The sequence below is a fragment of the Mesorhizobium sp. M0802 genome (genome assembly GCF_040320115.1).
GTDB lineage: Bacteria > Pseudomonadota > Alphaproteobacteria > Rhizobiales > Rhizobiaceae > Mesorhizobium.
Genome location: NZ_JAMYOY010000024.1, coordinates 44,260 through 61,470, shown reverse-complemented (window position 1 = coordinate 61,470; position 17,211 = coordinate 44,260). Strand labels below are relative to the sequence as shown.

Sequence of the window (17,211 nt, the reverse complement as noted above, 5' to 3'; positions counted from 1 at the left end):
TGCGTCGTGCGAATTCAATCGTATGAAAAAAATATTCCTGTAGTTACGTATCCGGCTCGATGCGGCCTTGTGAACTATCGCCGCCGTCGCGGGCGCTGTGAATCCATGTGGCGGTGCGGATGCGGGCTATTCTGTAGGCATCGAGGATCGACAGCGCATAGATCAGGAAGCCGCCGGCGTGGCGGCCGACGAAGCTGGCATCGGCCGGCGCGATCTTGGCCGTCACCCAGGCGAGGATCACCATGAAGAACAGGAACTGCAGGCCGCGCACGGGCACGCCCAGAATGACGTGGCCGCTGGCCGGTAAGACGATGGCAGCGCCGAGCACCAGATACGGGTTTGTCGGTGCGGGTGCGCTCATGCGACCTGCCTTTCCTGTCGGTTGATGGCATCGCGCAGCACTGAGGCCGAGGTCAGCAGTCTCTCGACCAGCGTTGGATCCAGCCTTGCGCCGCCGAATGCGGCCTGCCGGAACACGCCGTAGCGCGCCCGCTCGGCCTCGGCCAGCAGCCAGACGATGCGCACGCCGTTCGGGGTCATCAAGAGTTCCTTGGCGCGGCCTTCGGCAAAGATGTCGAGATGGCTGGCGATCAGGTTCTGCGGAAAGCGCGCCGCCCTGAGGTCGGTTCGCAGCACGGCTTCAGCCGGAAATCCCGGAGCCTTCGGCAGCGTATGCTGAAGATGATCGAAATTGGAGAAGGTCGTCGGCGAGCCCGGCCGCATCATCATGTCGAAGGTCGCCGGCACCGCAACCGGCTCTGTGATCGTGACACTCAACCATCGCGCCGGCAGCTTTCGCGTTGCCAGCGTGTCAACGATGGTGCGCAGCTGCACGCGCTGTCCGTTCCATGTGCCGGCCCAGGTGACAACGCCGGCTGTGCCATCGGAGACATCAACGGCATCTGTGATGACGGTCCGGATGCTGGCTGCCTCGGCTGCAAGATCAGCCTTGGCCTTTTTGCTGCTGGCGCGCGTATGCCAGGCGAGGTGCAGGACGAGAGCCACGGCGACCGCCCCGGCCAGCAATGCTGTCGTCACGTCAGACACCTCGTCACGCCATGCCCGCCCAGACCGGCAGGCCCTCTCCTGTCAATAGCCCTGCGGCTTCGGCCACGGCATGGTGAACTGGTCGCCGCGGCGCACATAGCGGTAACGGTAGAAGTGGAACCACAGCGAGATCAGGAAGTAGAAGGCGACCATGGCGATCAGCTGCGTGCCGTAGCCGAGGAAGATCGCAAAGAAGGTCACCACGCAGAGGCAAAACAGCACGATCGCCGGGATCGGGTGGAACGGGTGCGTATAGCCGCGGCGGATCGTGCCCAGCGGCCACTTTTTGCGGAACATCATGATGTTTATGCTCATGAAGGTGTATTGCAGCACGCCCGACAGGATTGAGAAGGTGATCGCCTGGTTGAGGTCGGCGATGAAGGCGAAGGCGAGCGCGATCGGCAACAGGAACAGGATCGAGCGATAGGGCGTGCGGTATTTCGGGTGCACGGCCGAGAACCATGTCGGCAGATAGCGGTCGCGTCCAAGCGAGAACCACGCGCGGGCCGCATCGTTGATACAGCCATTGGCCGACGCCAGTGCCGCGAGCAGCGTGGCGACGAACAACAGGTTTTCCAGCAGCGGGCTGCCGGTCAGCTTGCCGGCGTCCCACAAGGGATAATAGGTGATACCGAGGTACTCCCAGGGCATCAGCGAGGCGCAGACATACCAGGTCATGGCGGCGGCGATCAAAAGCGTGATCATGCCGGCCATGGTGCCGTAAGGCAGCGAACGCGCCGGCGAGCGCACTTCCTCGGCGGCCTGCGTGGTGCCTTCGATGCCGAGATAGTACCAGATGCCGAACTGGAAGGCCGCGATGACGCCGATCCAGCCATAGGGCAGCGCATTGCCGGGGGTGACCAGCTCGTTGAGCTTCAGCACAGCACCCTGCGTCCAGGGGCTGACCGAGAAGAACAGGATAACGATCGAGACATAGGCTATCGCCGTGATGACGAAGTTGACGTTGAGCGTCATCAGTACGCCGCGATAGTTCAGCCATGCCAGCACGACGATGGTGGCGGCAATGAAGGAGTTGTGGGTGAGCCCTTCGACGCCGGCCTTGGCGACGATGGTGTCGCCGAGCAGGATGGCGTCCGAAACCTCCAGCATGGTGTAGGCAAAGACCAGGAACAGCGCGACGTTGAAGGCCATCAGCGGCCCGACAATGTGCTTGGCCTGCGCGTATTGGCCGCCGGCGGCGGCAACCGTCGATGTCACCTCGGAGTCGATCATGGCGACCGAAGTGTACAAGAGCCCGACCACCCAGCAGACGATCAGCGCCGCCAGTGCGCCGCCCTTGTCGGCCGAGAAATTCCAGCCGGTGAATTCGCCGACCAGCACGATGCCGACGCCAAGCGCCCAGACATGGGCCGGGCCGAGCACGCGTAGCAGTGAAACCCTGTCGCCGTGTATTGCCGGTTCAAGCGTGATCGTCATTGTTCAATCCCCACTCAGATCCGGTGTTTTTCGGAAGCGGCTTCAAGCTCGCCTTCGCGCGAGGAAGTCAGCACCTCCTCGGAATAGGTCGTGTCGATCTTGAACCAGTCGTAGAGCATCCACAGCGCAAGCACGACCGAGATGCCCCACGATGCGTAAGAGAGTGCGACCCACATGAGCGTGCTTCCCCAAAATCTCTGGCGTTACTTGTCGTCGAACTTTTCGTTGATGACGTCGCGATATTCGCGGTCGGAGGCGCGGAACAGGAAGACGAAATAGCCGATCAGCACCGCCGCCATGATGATCAGCGTCGGCCAGTCGATGATGTAGTGGAAGCGGTTCTGGATGATGTCGTGCGCGGTCTCCGGCGTATAGCCGAGCTTTTCCCAGATCGAGGCCATGGTCGGGTTCTGTCCCAACGCTTCCCAGGTCTTGGCATCGAGCGCGTCGATGGATTTCGCCGCACCCGCCAGGCCAAGTTTCAATGGCAGCCACAGCGCCACGAAAATGGCGACCACGACGACCACGATATCGAAAATCTGCCCGGCCTTGCCTTGTTCCGGCGGCGTGTAGCGCGACATGACTTCTACCCCTCAGGACGTTCTGTTTTCAGGACTTGCGGTTGCGGGCCGCGTCGGCGTTCTTGATGTCGAGACCGTAGATGAAGTCCTTGTCTTCCTTGTAGTGATTGACCATCGCCAGGATGGCGGCCGTATTAAAGATCAGCACGGCGGCGGCAGCGATAGCGACGACGATCTTGATCCCGGTGTCCGGGATGTAGGGCCATGTCATGACAAGCACGAAGAGGATCGTCGCCCAAAGGCAGATGATCAGGAGCGCGGATCCGCGCAGGTCGGAACGGTACAGCGCTTCGATGCGCTGCTGCAGGTCTGACATCGGTTTCCCCTTTTCCAGCGCCCGACCCCGAATTGGCCGCCCGCTGCCCTCTTTCAACAGAGTGAAATTTTTTTCATAAATTCGGGCCGAATCCAGCAATTGTCAAGCCGATTTTACGTTGGGTTAACCGTTTGTCCCCAGCCGCGAATTTTGCCTGACAATGAAATTATTTGCTTCCGGGTATTGCGGCATCAGGACGTTTGCGATCAATATTCGACCAAATGCTCCCGCCTCGCGCAGGGAGCCGGGAACACAATAGAATTTTCGAACGGAGGATTTGCGGATGACGGCATCCTGGAGATTTTCGACCCTGGCGGATCGCCATCGCGCGTTAGGCTCGAAGCTCGAAGACTGGAGCGGCATGGGCACCGCCTGGACCTACGACAAGGACGCCGACGAGGAATACACCGCCATCCGCACCAGGGCCGGGCTGATGGATGTGTCGGGCCTGAAGAAGGTTCACATCACCGGGCCGCACGCCTCACACCTCATCGACCTGGCAACGACGCGCGACGTGGAGAAGATCTATCCCGGCAAGTCGGCCTATGCCTGCATGCTGAACGAGGCCGGAAAATTCACCGACGACTGCATCCTCTACCGCACCGGGCCGAACGCCTGGATGGTGGTGCACGGCTCCGGCACCGGCCATGAGGAATTGCAGCGCGCTTCCGTCGGCCGCGACGTATCGCTGCGCTTCGACGACAATCTGCACGACCTGTCGCTGCAGGGACCGACCGCGGTCGACTATCTCTCAAAGCATGTGCCGGGCATTCGCGACCTCAACTATTTCCATCATATGCAGACGCAGCTGTTCGGCTTTCCCGTCATGATCTCGCGCACCGGCTATACCGGCGAGCGCGGCTACGAGATATTCTGCCGCGGCCAGGACGCCGGCACGATCTGGGACAGGATCCTCGACGAGGGCAAGAGCGCCGGCATCATTCCGTGCCGCTTCACCACGCTCGATATGCTGCGCGTCGAAAGTTATTTGCTGTTTTATCCCTATGACAACTCGCAGAAATATCCGTTCGAGAACGAAGGCCCCGGCGACACGCTGTGGGAGCTCGGCCTCGACTTCACCGTCAGCCCCGGCAAGACCGGCTTTCGCGGCGCCGAAGAGCATTACCGCCTCAAGGGCAAGGAGCGCTTCAAGATCTACGGCGTGCTGCTCGACGGCAAGCAACCCGCGGATGAGGGCGCGCCGGTCTATCGCGACGGCAAAAAGGTGGGCGTGGTCACCTGCGCCATGTATTCGCCGCTGGTCGAGAAATCGATGGGCATCGCCCGCCTCGACGTCGACTGCGCGGTCAAGGACACCAAGCTCGAGATCCGCAACAAGAGCGGTTCGATCAGGGCGACGGCGCAGCCTCTGCCCTTCGACGATCCCAAAAAGACCAAGCGCACGGCGAAAGGCTGAGGCACAATCGACAGCGAGGGGTTTCGAGGTACGAAGTAGAGAATGGCAGCCAAAACGATCATCAGCCGGCCCATTTACGGAACCCTTTCCCCGCAGCCCGGCAAGCATCATCTTTTCGTGGCGGATGCGGAAGGCGCGCTGGCGATCGTCGATATGGCAAGGACGGCGCCCCCAGGCTTCTTCGACGGCGCCGAAATCGTCTTCATTCCCGGGGCCGACGGCAAGCACGTTGCCGCTCTTGAGGCACTGAAGTCCGCGCAATTTCATGTCGCGCCAACCTTCGCCAGCCTGCTGCCCCGGCTGAAGCAGACGCTTGCCAACGCGCATATGGGCCTGCGCCTCTATCTCGCCGGCACCGAAGGGCTGATCGGCCAGGCCATGCAGGTGGCGCTCGAAGCCGGCATCGATCATACCTCCATGCAGACCGAGCATCGCGGCTCATTGGCGCGGCGCATGCAGTGCGTGCATTGCAAAGGCATCACCGAAAATGTGACGACGCAGCCGGCCACCTGCGCGCATTGCGGCCTGCTGCTTCTGGTGCGCGATCATTATTCGCGACGGCTGGCAGCATTCCAGGGCGTCTGCATAAATGCCGAGGATCGCTCGGAGATCCCTCCCATAGAGGAGGTCTTCCCATGAGCACCGGCACCACCAAGCTCGATGTCGTCGTCAGCGACGTCGTCCCGGTCAACGAACTGGTGACGCGCTTCCATTTCCGCCGCCGTGACGGTGAGCTTTTGCCGACCTTTTCCGGCGGCGCCCATGTCGTGGTCGAGATGCGCGATGGCGACCGCACAAGGCTCAATCCCTATTCGCTGATGGGATCGCCGCTCGACACCCGCGAATACACCATCTCGGTGCGCCGCGACGATGTCGGCCGCGGCGGCTCGTTGTTCATGCACCGGAGCGTCAAGCCTGGCCTGGAGATGGTGGTCAGCTACCCCGTCAATCTGTTCTCGCTCGACCTCAGGGCAAAGAAGCATCTGATGCTTGCCGGCGGCATCGGGATAACGCCGTTCATGGCGCAGACCGCGCAGCTCGCCGGGTCCGGCGGCAATTTCGAGCTGCACTACACCTGCCGCACCGCCTCGCTCGGCACCTATGCCGATGTGCTGCAGGAGCGCTATGGCCGTCGCGTCCGGCTCTATCACGACGACCGCGACGAGCGCATCGAACTCGACCGTCTCTTGTCCTCGCAGCCGCTCGGCACCCATCTCTATGTCTGCGGCCCGGCCGGCATGATCAACTGGGTGCGCGAGCGCGCTGCGGCTCTCGGCTGGCCGGCGGAGACCGTGCACTACGAGCATTTCGCGGCACCCCAGCCCGGCCTGCCGTTCGACGTCACACTTGCCGTCAGCGGCAACACCATCCGCGTCGGCGAGCAGCAGAGCCTGCTCGAAGCGATCGAGGCCGCCGGCGTCGATCCGCCCTATCTCTGCCGCGGCGGTGTCTGCGGCCAGTGCGAGACCAACGTCGTCTCGTATGACGGCAAGTTCATCCACAACGACCACTGGCTCAGCGAGGAAGACCATCGTTCCGGCTGCAAGATCATGCCGTGCGTGTCGCGCTTCGAAGGCAAGTCGCTGGTCCTGGAAAGATAGGAGGCCAGCTTGGGCATCACCTTTCGCAAGGAAACGTTTCGCGACGATTTCACCTTCAGGAACAGCCCGGAACACATCAGGCGGTTTCCGTTCCCGTTCCACGAAGACGCCTACATGTATGCGGTCAACATCGAGCCGCATGTGGTTGGCCCCAAGGGCAGCGTTCTGGAAAACCTGATCGACGTCGACGAGCACTATGTCGCCGAGATGCAGGACCGTGCACTGGTGCTGGCCGACGATCCGCTGCGCTGCCAGTCGCTGCCGCATATGACGCTGGCCGGCTGGGACCTGCTCGAACTTTTGATGGAGCAACAGGCACTTGGCTATCCCGAGCATTTCACCCTGACCCGCGACGGCGACCGCTGGCGCTGGATCAACCGGCCGCTCGGCATCGACGACACCTTCACCTTCGGCGACACCTCGACACTGCCTTACGGGCCGATGGAGTACATCACCCGCCAGAGCCAGGGTGATTTCTGCATTCTCGATCAGCGCGACGGCAATCTTTGGATGGACGCCGGCATGGTCACCACTCAGGCCGACTGGTCGCTCGATTTCGACATCGGCATGAATTTCTTCGAATGGCACGCGCCGGTGCCGCTGGCGCATGAGAAGGGGATTTTCGTCAGGGCGCTGAAGTTCCTCACCAACATCCAGCAGGGCAAGCCGGCGCGGCGTCTCAACTGGACGATGACCATCAACCCGCGCCTCGACACCAGTCCGGAGAATTACCACAAATGGGGCCCGGACCGCGCGACGGTGACGCCCGAAAATGTCGGCGACAAGGTGCATCTGCGCGTCGAACTGCAAAGCTTCTGGCGCCTGCCGCGCTCGAACGGCATCGTCTTCCCGATCCGCTGCTATCTGATCAAGATGGACGAACTGGTGACACAGCCGAAATGGGCAAGGCGACTGCACCGGGTGATCCGGGATTTGCCGGAAGAGCTGGCCACCTACAAGGGCCTGACGCGGTATCGGCCGACATTGGTGGAATGGCTGTCGAAGCTGGATGATGGCAGTGCGACGTCACCGGGGTTCGGGCCGGACTAAAGGCCCCCTCATCCGGCCGCTGCGCGGCCACCTTCTCCCCGAGCGGAGAAGAGATCGCCAGCGCCGACGCCAGACTCCTCTCCCCCCGGGGAGAGGTCGGATTGCCCCGAATTGCTCTTGCAATTCGGCCTTGGCAATCCGGGTGAGGGGGCTGCGGCGGTCCGACTACCCAGCGCTATTCTGCGGATAGCAAATAATCGACAAATACCGCATCGGCAGCTGCGTCAGTTGCTCCGGCCCGTGCGGCGCGTCGGCGTCGAAGAACAGGCTGTCGCCCGGCTTCATCGGATAGAGGTTGCTGCCGTGCCGGTACACCACCTCGCCCTCCAGCATATAGAGGAATTCCATGCCCTCATGCTGGAAGGTCGGGAACACATCCGAATCCTCGGTCAGCGTAATCAGATAGGGCTCGACGACGACGCCGCTGGTGTTGGAGCCGATATGGCCGAGCAGATTGTATTGATGGCCGGCGCGGGTGCCGCGGCGTTCGACATCTAGCCCTTCGCCGGCCTTGACGAAGACGGCGCTGCGCTCTTCCTCGAATCGGCGGAAGAAGGCGGTGACGGGAACGCCGAGCGCCCTCGACAGCGCCTGCAGTGTGGTCAGCGACGGCGAGGTGATGCCGTTCTCGATCTTCGACAGCATGCCCAGCGAAATATCGGTGGCGACGGCGAGATCGGCGACGGTGATGCCGAGCTTCTTGCGGAAGGCGCGCACCTCGCGCCCGATCGCCACCTCCAGCACTTTTTCGCGCGTGTCGCGAATGGCGTGCGGATTCTGCGTCAGCGGCGCGCGGATGGTTTTTCCGTCCACGGAGGCCTTTGCCGGTGGCTTTGCCCTTGTCGAAGCAGTCTTGGAATCGGAACTTGTCTTCGCCATCTCGCCTCCGAATCCCCATGATTATTTCACTCCAGGTGAACATATTCGGTGCCGATACAGAAACGCAACCGCGCAGCAAGCCCCTTAAGTCGAATGGTGTCCGAACAGGATTTACGCCGTCATCCGTTTCCGGAAATCCGCTGGGGCGAAACGCGGTTTCTCCACAAGGCCTGTTGACAGCATCCAAGAGGCAATTACTGTCCTGTGAGTGAAATTTGTTTCGTAAGAGCAATTCCAAAAATCGAATGACACCGGGAGGCCTGCCATGAAAACGCGCGTTGCCGTCATTGGAGCGGGGCCATCCGGTCTGGCCCAGCTCAGGGCCTTCAAGTCGGCTGCCGACAAGGGCGCCGAGATCCCCGAAATCGTCTGCTTCGAAAAGCAGTCGGACTGGGGCGGCCTGTGGAACTACACCTGGCGCACCGGCCTCGACGAGCATGGCGACCCCGTCCACGGCTCGATGTACCGCTACCTCTGGTCGAACGGACCGAAGGAATGCCTGGAATTCGCCGACTATACGTTCGAGGAGCATTTCGGCCGCCCGATCGGATCCTACCCGCCGCGCGCCGTTTTGTGGGATTACATCAAGGGTCGCGTCGAGAAATCAGGCCTGCGCAAATGGGTGCGCTTCAACAGCCCGGTGCGCATGGTCACCTTCTCGGACGAGAGCAGGAAATTCACTGTCACCGCGCATGACCGCACCAACGACGTCACCTACTCCGAAGAGTTCGACAATGTCGTCGTCGCTTCCGGGCATTTCTCGGTTCCCAACGTTCCCTATTTCGAAGGCTTTTCGACCTTCAACGGCCGTATCCTGCACAGCCATGATTTTCGCGACGCCATGGAGTTCAAGGGCAAGGACATACTGATCATCGGCCGCTCCTATTCTGCCGAGGACATCGGCTCGCAATGCTACAAATACGGCGCCAGATCGATCACCTCCAGCTACCGCTCCAAGCCGATGGGGTTCAAATGGCCGGAGAACTGGAAGGAAGTGCCGCTGCTGCAGAAGGTCGTCGGCAAGACGGCGCACTTCAAGGACGGCACCACAAAAGATGTCGACGCCATCATCCTGTGCACCGGCTATCTGCATTCCTTCCCGTTCCTCACGGAAGAGCTGAAGCTGAAGACCGCCAACCGCATGTGGCCGGACGGGCTCTATGAGGGCGTCGTGTGGGAGAAGAACCCGAAACTGTCCTATATCGGCATGCAGGACCAGTTCTACACTTTCAACATGTTCGACGCCCAGGCCTGGTTCGCCCGTGACGTCATCATGGGCCGCATCAAGCTGCCGTCGGGACAGGCGATGGCCGAGCACGGCGCCAAGTGGCGGGCACGCGAAGAGACGCTGGAAGACGCCGAGCAGATGATCTGGTTCCAGGGCGACTACACCAAGGAACTGATGGACCAGACCGACTATCCCGGCTTCGACGTCGAGGCGGTCAACCAGACCTTCATGGAATGGGAGCACCACAAGGCGGAAGACATTATGAGCTTTCGCGACCACGCCTACCGCTCGCTGATGACCGGCACCATGGCGCCATTGCACCATACGCCCTGGCTGCAGGCGCTGGACGACTCGATGGAAAGCTATCTCCAGGTGAAGGGCGTGGCGGCGGAATAGGTCGGCGTGATGCAAAACAATGCGCCGGCACCGGCCCAGTTTCAATTCAGAGGGTAGTCGGGAGCCGCATCGGTCTCCGTCACCTTGACCCACACCAATTCGCTATAATAGGCACCCTCCGGGCCGGTGCCGTACATAGACAGCCTGTCAGCCATCAGCAGATGTGTCATGTCGTTGAGTGCCCGGCCGGTCGGCTCCTCGGGCCAGGCGAAGACGCCGTCGGTTTTGGCGCCGAACCTCACATCGGTGCATCCGAAATCGATCTCGACCTTCCACGACAGCAACGGCCTGATATCGCTGAGCGGCGGGCGCGGCGGATCGGGCTGCTCGAAGTGATGGTCGACCGAGACTCTCGTCGGCACTGCCGGCGTGATGCCTTTGGCTTTGAAGGAGGCGATGGCGTCGTCGCCAAATCGTGCGAGCAGGCCAGCGTGCCATAACCGGTAGGTCGCGCGGAAAAAGCCGCTGACCCGGATAGATTTGCCATCGTTGTTGAAGACGTTCACAGCGGCGTAGAAACGGCGCAGTCGTGGCGCCAGCGCCCGCCAGTCGCATTCGGCCGGTGTCCCCGGCGTCGCGATGAAATCGTTAAGCAGATCGCTGCCGCGCACATTGGCGTTCAGCACCGTGCAATCCTCACCATGGATATGCCAGTGCCGCCGGAGCTCGGCTGCTGCGATGCCAGGCTTGCGCAGCTCTTCCACCGAGGCGCGAACCCGAGCAATCGCGTAGGACGTAGCCGCATCCAACGTCTCAAACCCCGAAACCACATGCTCGCCGGTTTTGGCCATGTCGAAGACGACGACAGTAAAAGGCGGTTTGCGCTGATCGGGCATTCGGCAGCAAGCTCAGGCTGGTCGAGGATGAAGCAGCTTTCCGCGCGAAAATGCGTCAAAGTCAAGAGCTGGAGCGCGGCCTGCCATTTCCAGAAGAGGCGAACTCCAGAAGAGGCGAAACCGTCTATCCGAGCCGTGCTTGAGCTTTCGCGGCTCAGGGGTCGAAGACCGACCGCGATGATGTCGATGGCAGGTTGTTGCCAGCCCGCGACAATGCCGCGACTTTGGACAGTGCGACCAACACTTCCTGGCCGAGATCGCGTGTGCCGGCCACGGGGCAGGTGATGATCATCACTTCAATCCAGCGGATAGTCGGGAGGCGCCTCCGTCTCGGTCACCTTGGCGGTTAGTATCTCGCAGTCGTTGGCCCAGTCGGGGCCATCGCCGCGCATGGCCATCATGTCGGCCATCAGCAGGAACTGCATGGTTCTGAGCGCCCAGTCGGTGGGCTCTTGCGGCCAGGCGAAGATTCCGGCGGCGTCGCCGCCGAACTTCACGTCATGGCAGACAAAACCGACCTCGACCTTCCAGGATCGCAGCGTCACGCCTGGCGGCGGGTAGGGCGGGTCGGGAAGCTCGAAGTAATTGGCGACCATGAGCTTCGTCGGCTCCGCCGGCTCGATCCCCTTGGCCTTGAAGGCGGCAATGGCGTCGTCGCCAAAGCGCTCGAGGAGGCCGTCTCGCGTCAGCCTGTAGGTCGAGCGAAAGAAGCCGCCCGCCCAGACGGATTCGTTGTTGCCGTTGGAGATCAGCAGCGAGGCGCGGAAGCGGCGCAGCCTTGGCGCGAGAACTTGCCAGTTGCATTCGGCCGGCATCGACGGCGTCGCAATGAAATCGTCGAGTAGATCGCTGCCGCGCCCTCCGGCGTTCAGCACCGAACAGTCTTCGCCATAGAGGTGCCAGAGCTGGCGAAGCTCAGCAGTGGCGATGCCGGGCTTGCGCAACTCCTCCACCGAGGCGCGAACCCGCGCAATGGCGTAGGACGTCGCCGCCTCCAGCGTCTCAAACCCCGAAACTACGTGCTCCCCGTCCGGCTCGCCGGTCTTGGCCATGTCGAAGACGAGTACGGCAAAAGGCGGTTCGCCGGGATTGGACATTCAACAATTATCCTAGTCTTGCCCGCGCCTTCGCCGTCCAGGCATTGAACAGCCGGTCTGCGACGATGCCGATGAAAGCGATGGCGAGACCCGCGACAATGCCGCGTCCGGAATCGGCCTTGGACAGCGCGATGAAGACTTCCTGGCCGAGGTCGCGTGTGCCGACCATGGCGCAGATGATGATCATCGCCAGCGCCATCAGGATCGTCTGGTTGACGCCCAGCATGATTTCGGGAAGCGCCAGCGGCAATTGCACGCGAAAGAAGGTCTGGCGCGGCGTGCAGCCGGAAACCTTCGCCGCCTCGATCAGCGCCGGCGGCACTTGCCGGATGCCGTGATTGGTGTAGCGGATCGCCGGCACCACGGCGAACGCGACCGTTGCGATCATGGCGGTGACGTCGCCGACCCGGAACAGCATCACCACGGGAATGATGAAGCAGAAGGACGGCAGCACCTGCAGCGTGTCGATGATGGGCGTGACGATCTTTTCGAAGCGGTCGCTGCGGGCGGCCGCGAGACCGATCGGAATGCCGATCAGGCAGGCGATGAAGGCCGAGATGCCGCAGAGATAGACTGTGGCCATAGTCTTTTCCCAAAGGCCGGTGACGGCGCAGAAGGCGGTCAGCGCCGCGACAAGGGCGGCCAAACGCAGGCCACTGAGCTGATAGCCGGCGAGGCCGAGCAGGGCCACCGCGCCGAGCCACGGAAAGCCTTCGCAGAAGGCGCGCAGCGGGTTCAGTACATTGAGGATGAGCGCCACGCGAAACGCTTCGATCACGTCGAAGAAGTTGATCGTCACCCAGCTCACCGCCGCCTTCCACAGTGGCGCGGTGGTGAAGGTGATCTCCTTCGGCACCGCTGCGAAGGCCGGTACGAACAGGCCGAGCAGCGTCGTCACGACCAGGATGGCGATGGCCAGCGACAGATTGGGATAGCGCCGCCAAACGCTCTGGTTCGCCTGCCGTTGAACGTGGCCTTTTGCCTGCTTATGCGCGATCGCCTGGCTCAGCCGGTCGAGCGCGATTGCGAGCGCCACAATGGCGAGCCCGGCTTCCATCGCTTCGCCGACCTTCAGCGCACGCAGCGCCAGCAGCACATCATAGCCGAGGCCGCCGGCGCCGATCATCGAGGCGATGATCACCATGTTCAGCGCCAGCATGATCACCTGGTTGACGCCGATCATCAGTGTCGGCCGCGCCGACGGCAGCTGCACGCGCCACAATTTCTGCCGCGCCGTGCAGCCGGCCATCTCTGAGAAATCGTCGATCTCGGAGGGCACCCGCGACAGACCCAGCATCGTTGCCCGCACCATGGGCGGCGTGGCGAAGATGGCGGTGGCGATCATCGCCGAGACCGGGCTGTTGCCGAACAGGAGCAGCATCGGGATGAGATAGGCGAAGGTCGGGATGGTCTGCATCAAATCGAGGGCAGGGGAGATGATCAGCCGCTCGGCCCATGGCTTGCGCCACGCCCAGATGCCGGCGAACAGGCCGGTGACGATGCAGAACGGCACCGCGATGGAAATCAGTGCCAGTGTCAGCATGGCGCTGGTCCACTGGCCGAACAGCGCGGTGTAGAGGAAGCAGCCGCCGACCAGCATGCCGAGTTTTCTACCGCCCACGGCGTGCCCGGCGATGAAGGCGGCTACGCAGACGCCGATCCAGGACAGGCGCGGCAGGACATAGGCATCGGCACCGTGACCAATCTTGAAATTCTTGGCCAGCAGGTCGAGCGCGAAATCGAGGGGAACGCCGAGCACCGCGGTGATCGAGCGGGTCAGCCAGGACAAGTTCGACTTGATCCAGCGCATCAGCGCACTGACCCAGTCGGCGACGGGAACGACCGCATCGGCCGGATAGTCGACCGCCCATGGCAGCCTCTCCTGCAGCAGGAATACCACCAGCACGGCGGCCAGCGCCAGCGCCCAGATCAGCAGCCAGCGCTGAACCGGTGGCCTCGTTTGGCTGGCGCTTGCAGTCACCGTCATGCGCCGGCTCTTTGCTTGTCGATGCCGGCCAGCAGTCCGATCACGGCTTGCGGCGTCACCTCGCCGATCGACTTGCCGCTGCCGTTGACCACCGCGAACGGTTTTCCCGAAGCGACGATGCTGGCCGAGAAGCTGGCGATCCTGGCGTCGGGCGAAACCGTGCCGCCATGCTCGGAGCCATCCAGGGCACGCATCAGGCTGCGCGCCGAAATCACCTTGGCGCGGTCGACATCCCGGGTGAATTCGGCGACATAGTCGGTCGCCGGATTGACCACCAGTTGCTCCGGTGTGCCGATCTGGATGACCTCGCCGTCCTTCATGATGGCGATGCGGTCGGCCAGCCTAATCGCCTCGTCGAAATCATGGGTGATGAAAACGATGGTCTTGTGCAGCATGGTCTGCAGCCGCATCAGCTCGTCCTGCATCTCGCGGCGGATCAATGGGTCAAGCGCCGAGAACGGCTCGTCGAGGAACCAGATCTCCGGCTTGGTCGCGAGGCTGCGGGCAATGCCGACGCGCTGCTGCTGGCCGCCGGAGAGTTCGCGCGGATAGAAATGCTCGCGGCCGCGTAAGCCCACGAGATCGATCACCTCCCGCGCTCTCGCTTCGCGCGTCGGCCGGTCTTGGCCCTGGATACTCAGCGGGAAGGCAATGTTCTCCAGCACGTTCAGATGCGGCAGCAGCGCGAAATTCTGGAACACCATGCCCATGCGATGGCGCCGCAGTTCGATCAGCGCCGAATCGGAAATCTTGAGCAGATCGTTGCCTTCGAATTCGACCTTGCCGTGGGTCGGCTCGACCAGCCGCGACATGCAGCGCACCAGCGTCGACTTGCCGGAGCCGGACAGCCCCATAATGATGAAAATCTCGCCCTGGCGGATTTCGAGATCGACGGCGCGCACCGCGCCGACCAGTCCGGCCGCGGCGATGTCGGCCATGCTGGCCTTGCCGTCACGCTCGCGGATGAAGCTGGCCGCGTTCGATCCGAACAGTTTCCAGACATTACGGCAGGCAAGCTTTATCGGCCGCACATCCTCCGGCGTGCCAGTTGCCTGCGGTTCAGTCGCTTCCGTCATCCAATGGTCCTTCTGGAAAATGGAGATAAGACCCGGCCGCTAGGGCCGGGTCTGGCTTCCAGTCAGGCGATCACTGCGCCCAGGCTTTCCAGTCTGCTTCGTGGGCGGCGATCCAGGCGGCGGCGACATCTTCGGGCGTCTTGCCGCCGAGGTCGATCTCGCCGCTCATCTTGTTGAGCTCATCGGTGTCGATCGTGTACGCCTTGGCCACCTTGTAGGCGACCGGCCATTTGTCCTTCATGCCGGACCAGGAGTATTTCCAGATTTCGCCATGCGGTTTGCCGCAATCATATTTGGCATCCGGGTTGGTGCCCCATTTCGGGTCGGTGTAGCACTCGGGCGTATACTCCGGGAATTCGACCCACTCGCCCTTGTACTTGGCCGGCGCCCAATGCGGCGAATAGATCCACAGCATGATCGGCGCCTTGCGCTGATAGGCCGAGTCCAACTCGGCGAACATCGCCGCGTCGGTGCCGGCATGGATGACGGTGAAGGGCAGCTTCAGCGCCTCGACGCGCTCGTCGTCAAAGCCTTCCCAGGTTACCGGGCCGCCGAGATAGCGGCCCTTCGGCGCCGTCTCCGCTGTCGAGAACGCCTCGGCGCATTTCGGGTCCTTCAGCGCTTCCCAATTGGGCAGGCCGGGGCATTTCTCCTTCATATATTCGGGAAACCACCATTCCTCCTTGGCCTTCGGCCCGAGCTTGCCGAGCCGCTCGGTCTGGCCGGTGGCGTCTGAAGCCTTCATCGCTTCGCCGGCCGTCGTGTCCCAGAACTCCAGGCCGACATCGAGGTCGCCATTGGTGAGGCCGGTGGTCAGGCTGGAGAGGTAGTCGGCTGTCGGATATTCGACGGTATAGCCGAGCTTTTCGAGGATACCGCCAAGGATCTTGGCGTTGAGGTTGACGCTGGTCCAGTCGAACAGCGCGATCTTGATCGGGTCGTTGGATTCAGGTGCTGCTGCGTGGACCGGTGATGTAAGCGCACTTGCGGCGGCAAGCGCCAAGGCTCCCATTGATAGGTTCGAAATCACACTGCGAAATGACATGCTTGTTCTCCTGTCAAACCATGTGGAAATTTCTTGATCGTTCCCTTCTTGCGTCTTTTCTTGATTGTGTTGGAAAGGCGGGTCGTTACGCAAGCTCGTTCGCACCAAGCCAGTGCCGCGGCCGCAACTTGCGCAGGCGAAATGGTTGCTCGACTTGGTGTTTATGTGATGCCGGGCGGGCCCGCGTCATGGCATCGGATGGATTGCTGCGTGAGCAATCGTCAACGGATCGATCGCCGCTCCAGCGGCGCTCTCAGACGTGCGAGCCATCAAGGTCCCATGGTCTCGGCCGGCAAGCCCCATCCCCGCCAGGCCGTTTCATGGGATGAAATTATATATACCAACGTTCATGCGGCGCAACGGCTGATGCCCTGTGCACTGCGGAATTTCAGACTGGCGATTGCCAACCGCCAGAGCTGACGTTCACGACATGATCAGGCCGCCATCGACATTGATGGTTTGGCCGGTGATGTAGGTGGCGTCGTCGCTGGCGAGAAAGCTGACCAGGCCGGACACGTCCTCGCCGCTGCCGGCGCGTCCCATCGGGATGTTCTTCACCCATTCGGCCATCAGCTCGCCGGGCTTGTAGTCACCCATCAGCTTGCCCCACGCTGCGTCATTATAGGCCCACATGTCGGTGTCGATGATGCCGGGGCAGATGGCGTTGACGGTGATCTTTTCCTTGGCCACTTCCTTGGCCAGGCTCTGGGTAATGCCGACGACGCCGAACTTCGACGCCGCATAGTGCGGCGTGTAGATGAAACCCTGCCGCGCCTGGCCCGATGCCGTGTTGATCAGCCGGCCGCCGTCGCCATGCTTGCGAATGCGCGCGATCGCTTCCTGGCAGCACAGGAACACGCCCTTGGTGTTGACGGCCATCACCTTGTCCCACTCGGCCTCGGTCATCGCCTCGATCCGGGCGATGGTGATGACGCCGGCATTCTGCACCGAAATGTCGACACGGCCGAATTCCTTCTCGGCGAGGTCGTAAAGCGCGGTGACCTCATACTTCCTGGTAACGTCCATGCGCATCGACGCGACCTTGGCGCCTGCCGCTTTCAGGCCGGCGGCGACGTCCTCGACGCGGGTATCGATGGCGCTGACCACGACCGCGGCACCTTCCTCGGCGAAGCGCTTCGCCATCGCCGCGCCGATGCCACCGCTCGCGCCCGTGATGACCGCAGTCTTGCCTTCAAAACGCTTCTGCATCTTTTCTCC

At 62.2% G+C, this 17,211-nt stretch carries 19 protein-coding genes; 5 read left to right on the top strand and 14 right to left on the bottom strand.

Annotation, left to right across the window (positions count from 1 at the left end; genetic code table 11):
- Positions 1-43: 43 nt before the first annotated feature.
- The 6 genes from NKI10_RS26905 to NKI10_RS26880 are packed head-to-tail and all read right to left on the bottom strand — an operon-like array spanning position 44 to position 3,480.
- Positions 44-361 (bottom strand): hypothetical protein, encoded by a 318-nt coding sequence (locus NKI10_RS26905; RefSeq protein ID WP_023668549.1) that lies wholly within the window; start codon positions 359-361, stop codon positions 44-46.
- The gene (locus NKI10_RS26900) at positions 358-1,047 is read right to left on the bottom strand and encodes a hypothetical protein (protein ID WP_352862319.1); all 690 of its coding nucleotides are present in this window, start codon (positions 1,045-1,047) and stop codon (positions 358-360) included. Before NKI10_RS26900 ends, NKI10_RS26905 begins: the two co-directional genes overlap by 4 nt.
- Positions 1,048-1,089: 42 nt before the next feature.
- On the bottom strand, positions 1,090-2,484 hold the full coding sequence (locus NKI10_RS26895; RefSeq protein WP_023668547.1) for an APC family permease: 1,395 nt from the start codon (positions 2,482-2,484) through the stop codon (positions 1,090-1,092).
- A gap of 14 nt (positions 2,485-2,498) precedes the next feature.
- Positions 2,499-2,660 carry a hypothetical protein gene (locus NKI10_RS26890; RefSeq protein WP_023668546.1) on the bottom strand — a complete coding sequence of 54 codons (162 nt, stop codon included), beginning with the start codon at positions 2,658-2,660 and terminating at the stop codon, positions 2,499-2,501.
- Between the two features lie 27 nt (positions 2,661-2,687).
- Positions 2,688-3,065, bottom strand: a complete 378-nt coding sequence (locus NKI10_RS26885; protein WP_023668545.1) for a hypothetical protein — start codon at positions 3,063-3,065, stop codon at positions 2,688-2,690.
- 28 nt (positions 3,066-3,093) lie between these two features.
- Positions 3,094-3,480 carry a hypothetical protein gene (locus tag NKI10_RS26880; protein WP_245261080.1) on the bottom strand — a complete coding sequence of 129 codons (387 nt, stop codon included), beginning with the start codon at positions 3,478-3,480 and terminating at the stop codon, positions 3,094-3,096.
- A gap of 184 nt (positions 3,481-3,664) precedes the next feature.
- Here NKI10_RS26880 and NKI10_RS26875 point away from each other — a divergent pair, with 184 nt between their 5' ends.
- The 4 genes from NKI10_RS26875 to NKI10_RS26860 are packed head-to-tail and all read left to right on the top strand — an operon-like array spanning position 3,665 to position 7,449.
- Entirely contained in the window at positions 3,665-4,798 is a 1,134-nt protein-coding gene (locus NKI10_RS26875; protein WP_023668543.1) for an aminomethyl transferase family protein, read from the top strand.
- 42 nt (positions 4,799-4,840) lie between these two features.
- A complete protein-coding gene (locus NKI10_RS26870; protein ID WP_023668542.1) occupies positions 4,841-5,437 on the top strand; it encodes a dimethylamine monooxygenase subunit DmmA family protein in 597 nt (198 codons plus the stop codon).
- Entirely contained in the window at positions 5,434-6,399 is a 966-nt protein-coding gene (locus NKI10_RS26865) for a PDR/VanB family oxidoreductase (RefSeq protein WP_352862318.1), read from the top strand. Before NKI10_RS26870 ends, NKI10_RS26865 begins: the two co-directional genes overlap by 4 nt.
- A gap of 9 nt (positions 6,400-6,408) precedes the next feature.
- A complete protein-coding gene (locus NKI10_RS26860; protein ID WP_023687065.1) occupies positions 6,409-7,449 on the top strand; it encodes a heme-dependent oxidative N-demethylase family protein in 1,041 nt (346 codons plus the stop codon).
- Between the two features lie 165 nt (positions 7,450-7,614).
- Here the strand turns inward: NKI10_RS26860 and NKI10_RS26855 are convergent, their stop codons facing one another.
- Positions 7,615-8,328 carry a helix-turn-helix domain-containing protein gene (locus tag NKI10_RS26855; RefSeq protein WP_352862317.1) on the bottom strand — a complete coding sequence of 238 codons (714 nt, stop codon included), beginning with the start codon at positions 8,326-8,328 and terminating at the stop codon, positions 7,615-7,617.
- Positions 8,329-8,593: 265 nt separating this feature from the next.
- Between NKI10_RS26855 and NKI10_RS26850 the strand changes: the two genes are divergently transcribed.
- A complete protein-coding gene (locus NKI10_RS26850; protein WP_023709929.1) occupies positions 8,594-9,952 on the top strand; it encodes a trimethylamine monooxygenase in 1,359 nt (452 codons plus the stop codon).
- Between the two features lie 41 nt (positions 9,953-9,993).
- Here NKI10_RS26850 and NKI10_RS26845 read toward each other — a convergent pair whose 3' ends face one another.
- The 7 genes from NKI10_RS26845 to NKI10_RS26815 form a co-directional block, all read right to left on the bottom strand.
- The gene (locus tag NKI10_RS26845) at positions 9,994-10,788 is read right to left on the bottom strand and encodes a hypothetical protein (protein WP_023738437.1); all 795 of its coding nucleotides are present in this window, start codon (positions 10,786-10,788) and stop codon (positions 9,994-9,996) included.
- Positions 10,789-10,942: 154 nt separating this feature from the next.
- Positions 10,943-11,080, bottom strand: coding sequence for a hypothetical protein (locus NKI10_RS26840; protein WP_023726364.1), 138 nt, complete (start codon positions 11,078-11,080; stop codon positions 10,943-10,945).
- A gap of 4 nt (positions 11,081-11,084) precedes the next feature.
- Positions 11,085-11,885, bottom strand: a complete 801-nt coding sequence (locus NKI10_RS26835; protein WP_023738438.1) for a hypothetical protein — start codon at positions 11,883-11,885, stop codon at positions 11,085-11,087.
- A 7-nt stretch (positions 11,886-11,892) separates the two neighbouring features.
- On the bottom strand, positions 11,893-13,872 hold the full coding sequence (locus NKI10_RS26830) for an ABC transporter permease (RefSeq protein ID WP_023735615.1): 1,980 nt from the start codon (positions 13,870-13,872) through the stop codon (positions 11,893-11,895).
- Positions 13,869-14,948, bottom strand: a complete 1,080-nt coding sequence (locus NKI10_RS26825; RefSeq protein ID WP_023668534.1) for a quaternary amine ABC transporter ATP-binding protein — start codon at positions 14,946-14,948, stop codon at positions 13,869-13,871. Before NKI10_RS26825 ends, NKI10_RS26830 begins: the two co-directional genes overlap by 4 nt.
- A 70-nt stretch (positions 14,949-15,018) precedes the next feature.
- Entirely contained in the window at positions 15,019-15,993 is a 975-nt protein-coding gene (locus NKI10_RS26820) for an ABC transporter substrate-binding protein (RefSeq protein WP_023709181.1), read from the bottom strand.
- Between the two features lie 423 nt (positions 15,994-16,416).
- Entirely contained in the window at positions 16,417-17,202 is a 786-nt protein-coding gene (locus NKI10_RS26815; RefSeq protein WP_023668532.1) for an SDR family oxidoreductase, read from the bottom strand.
- Positions 17,203-17,211 lie beyond the last annotated feature (9 nt).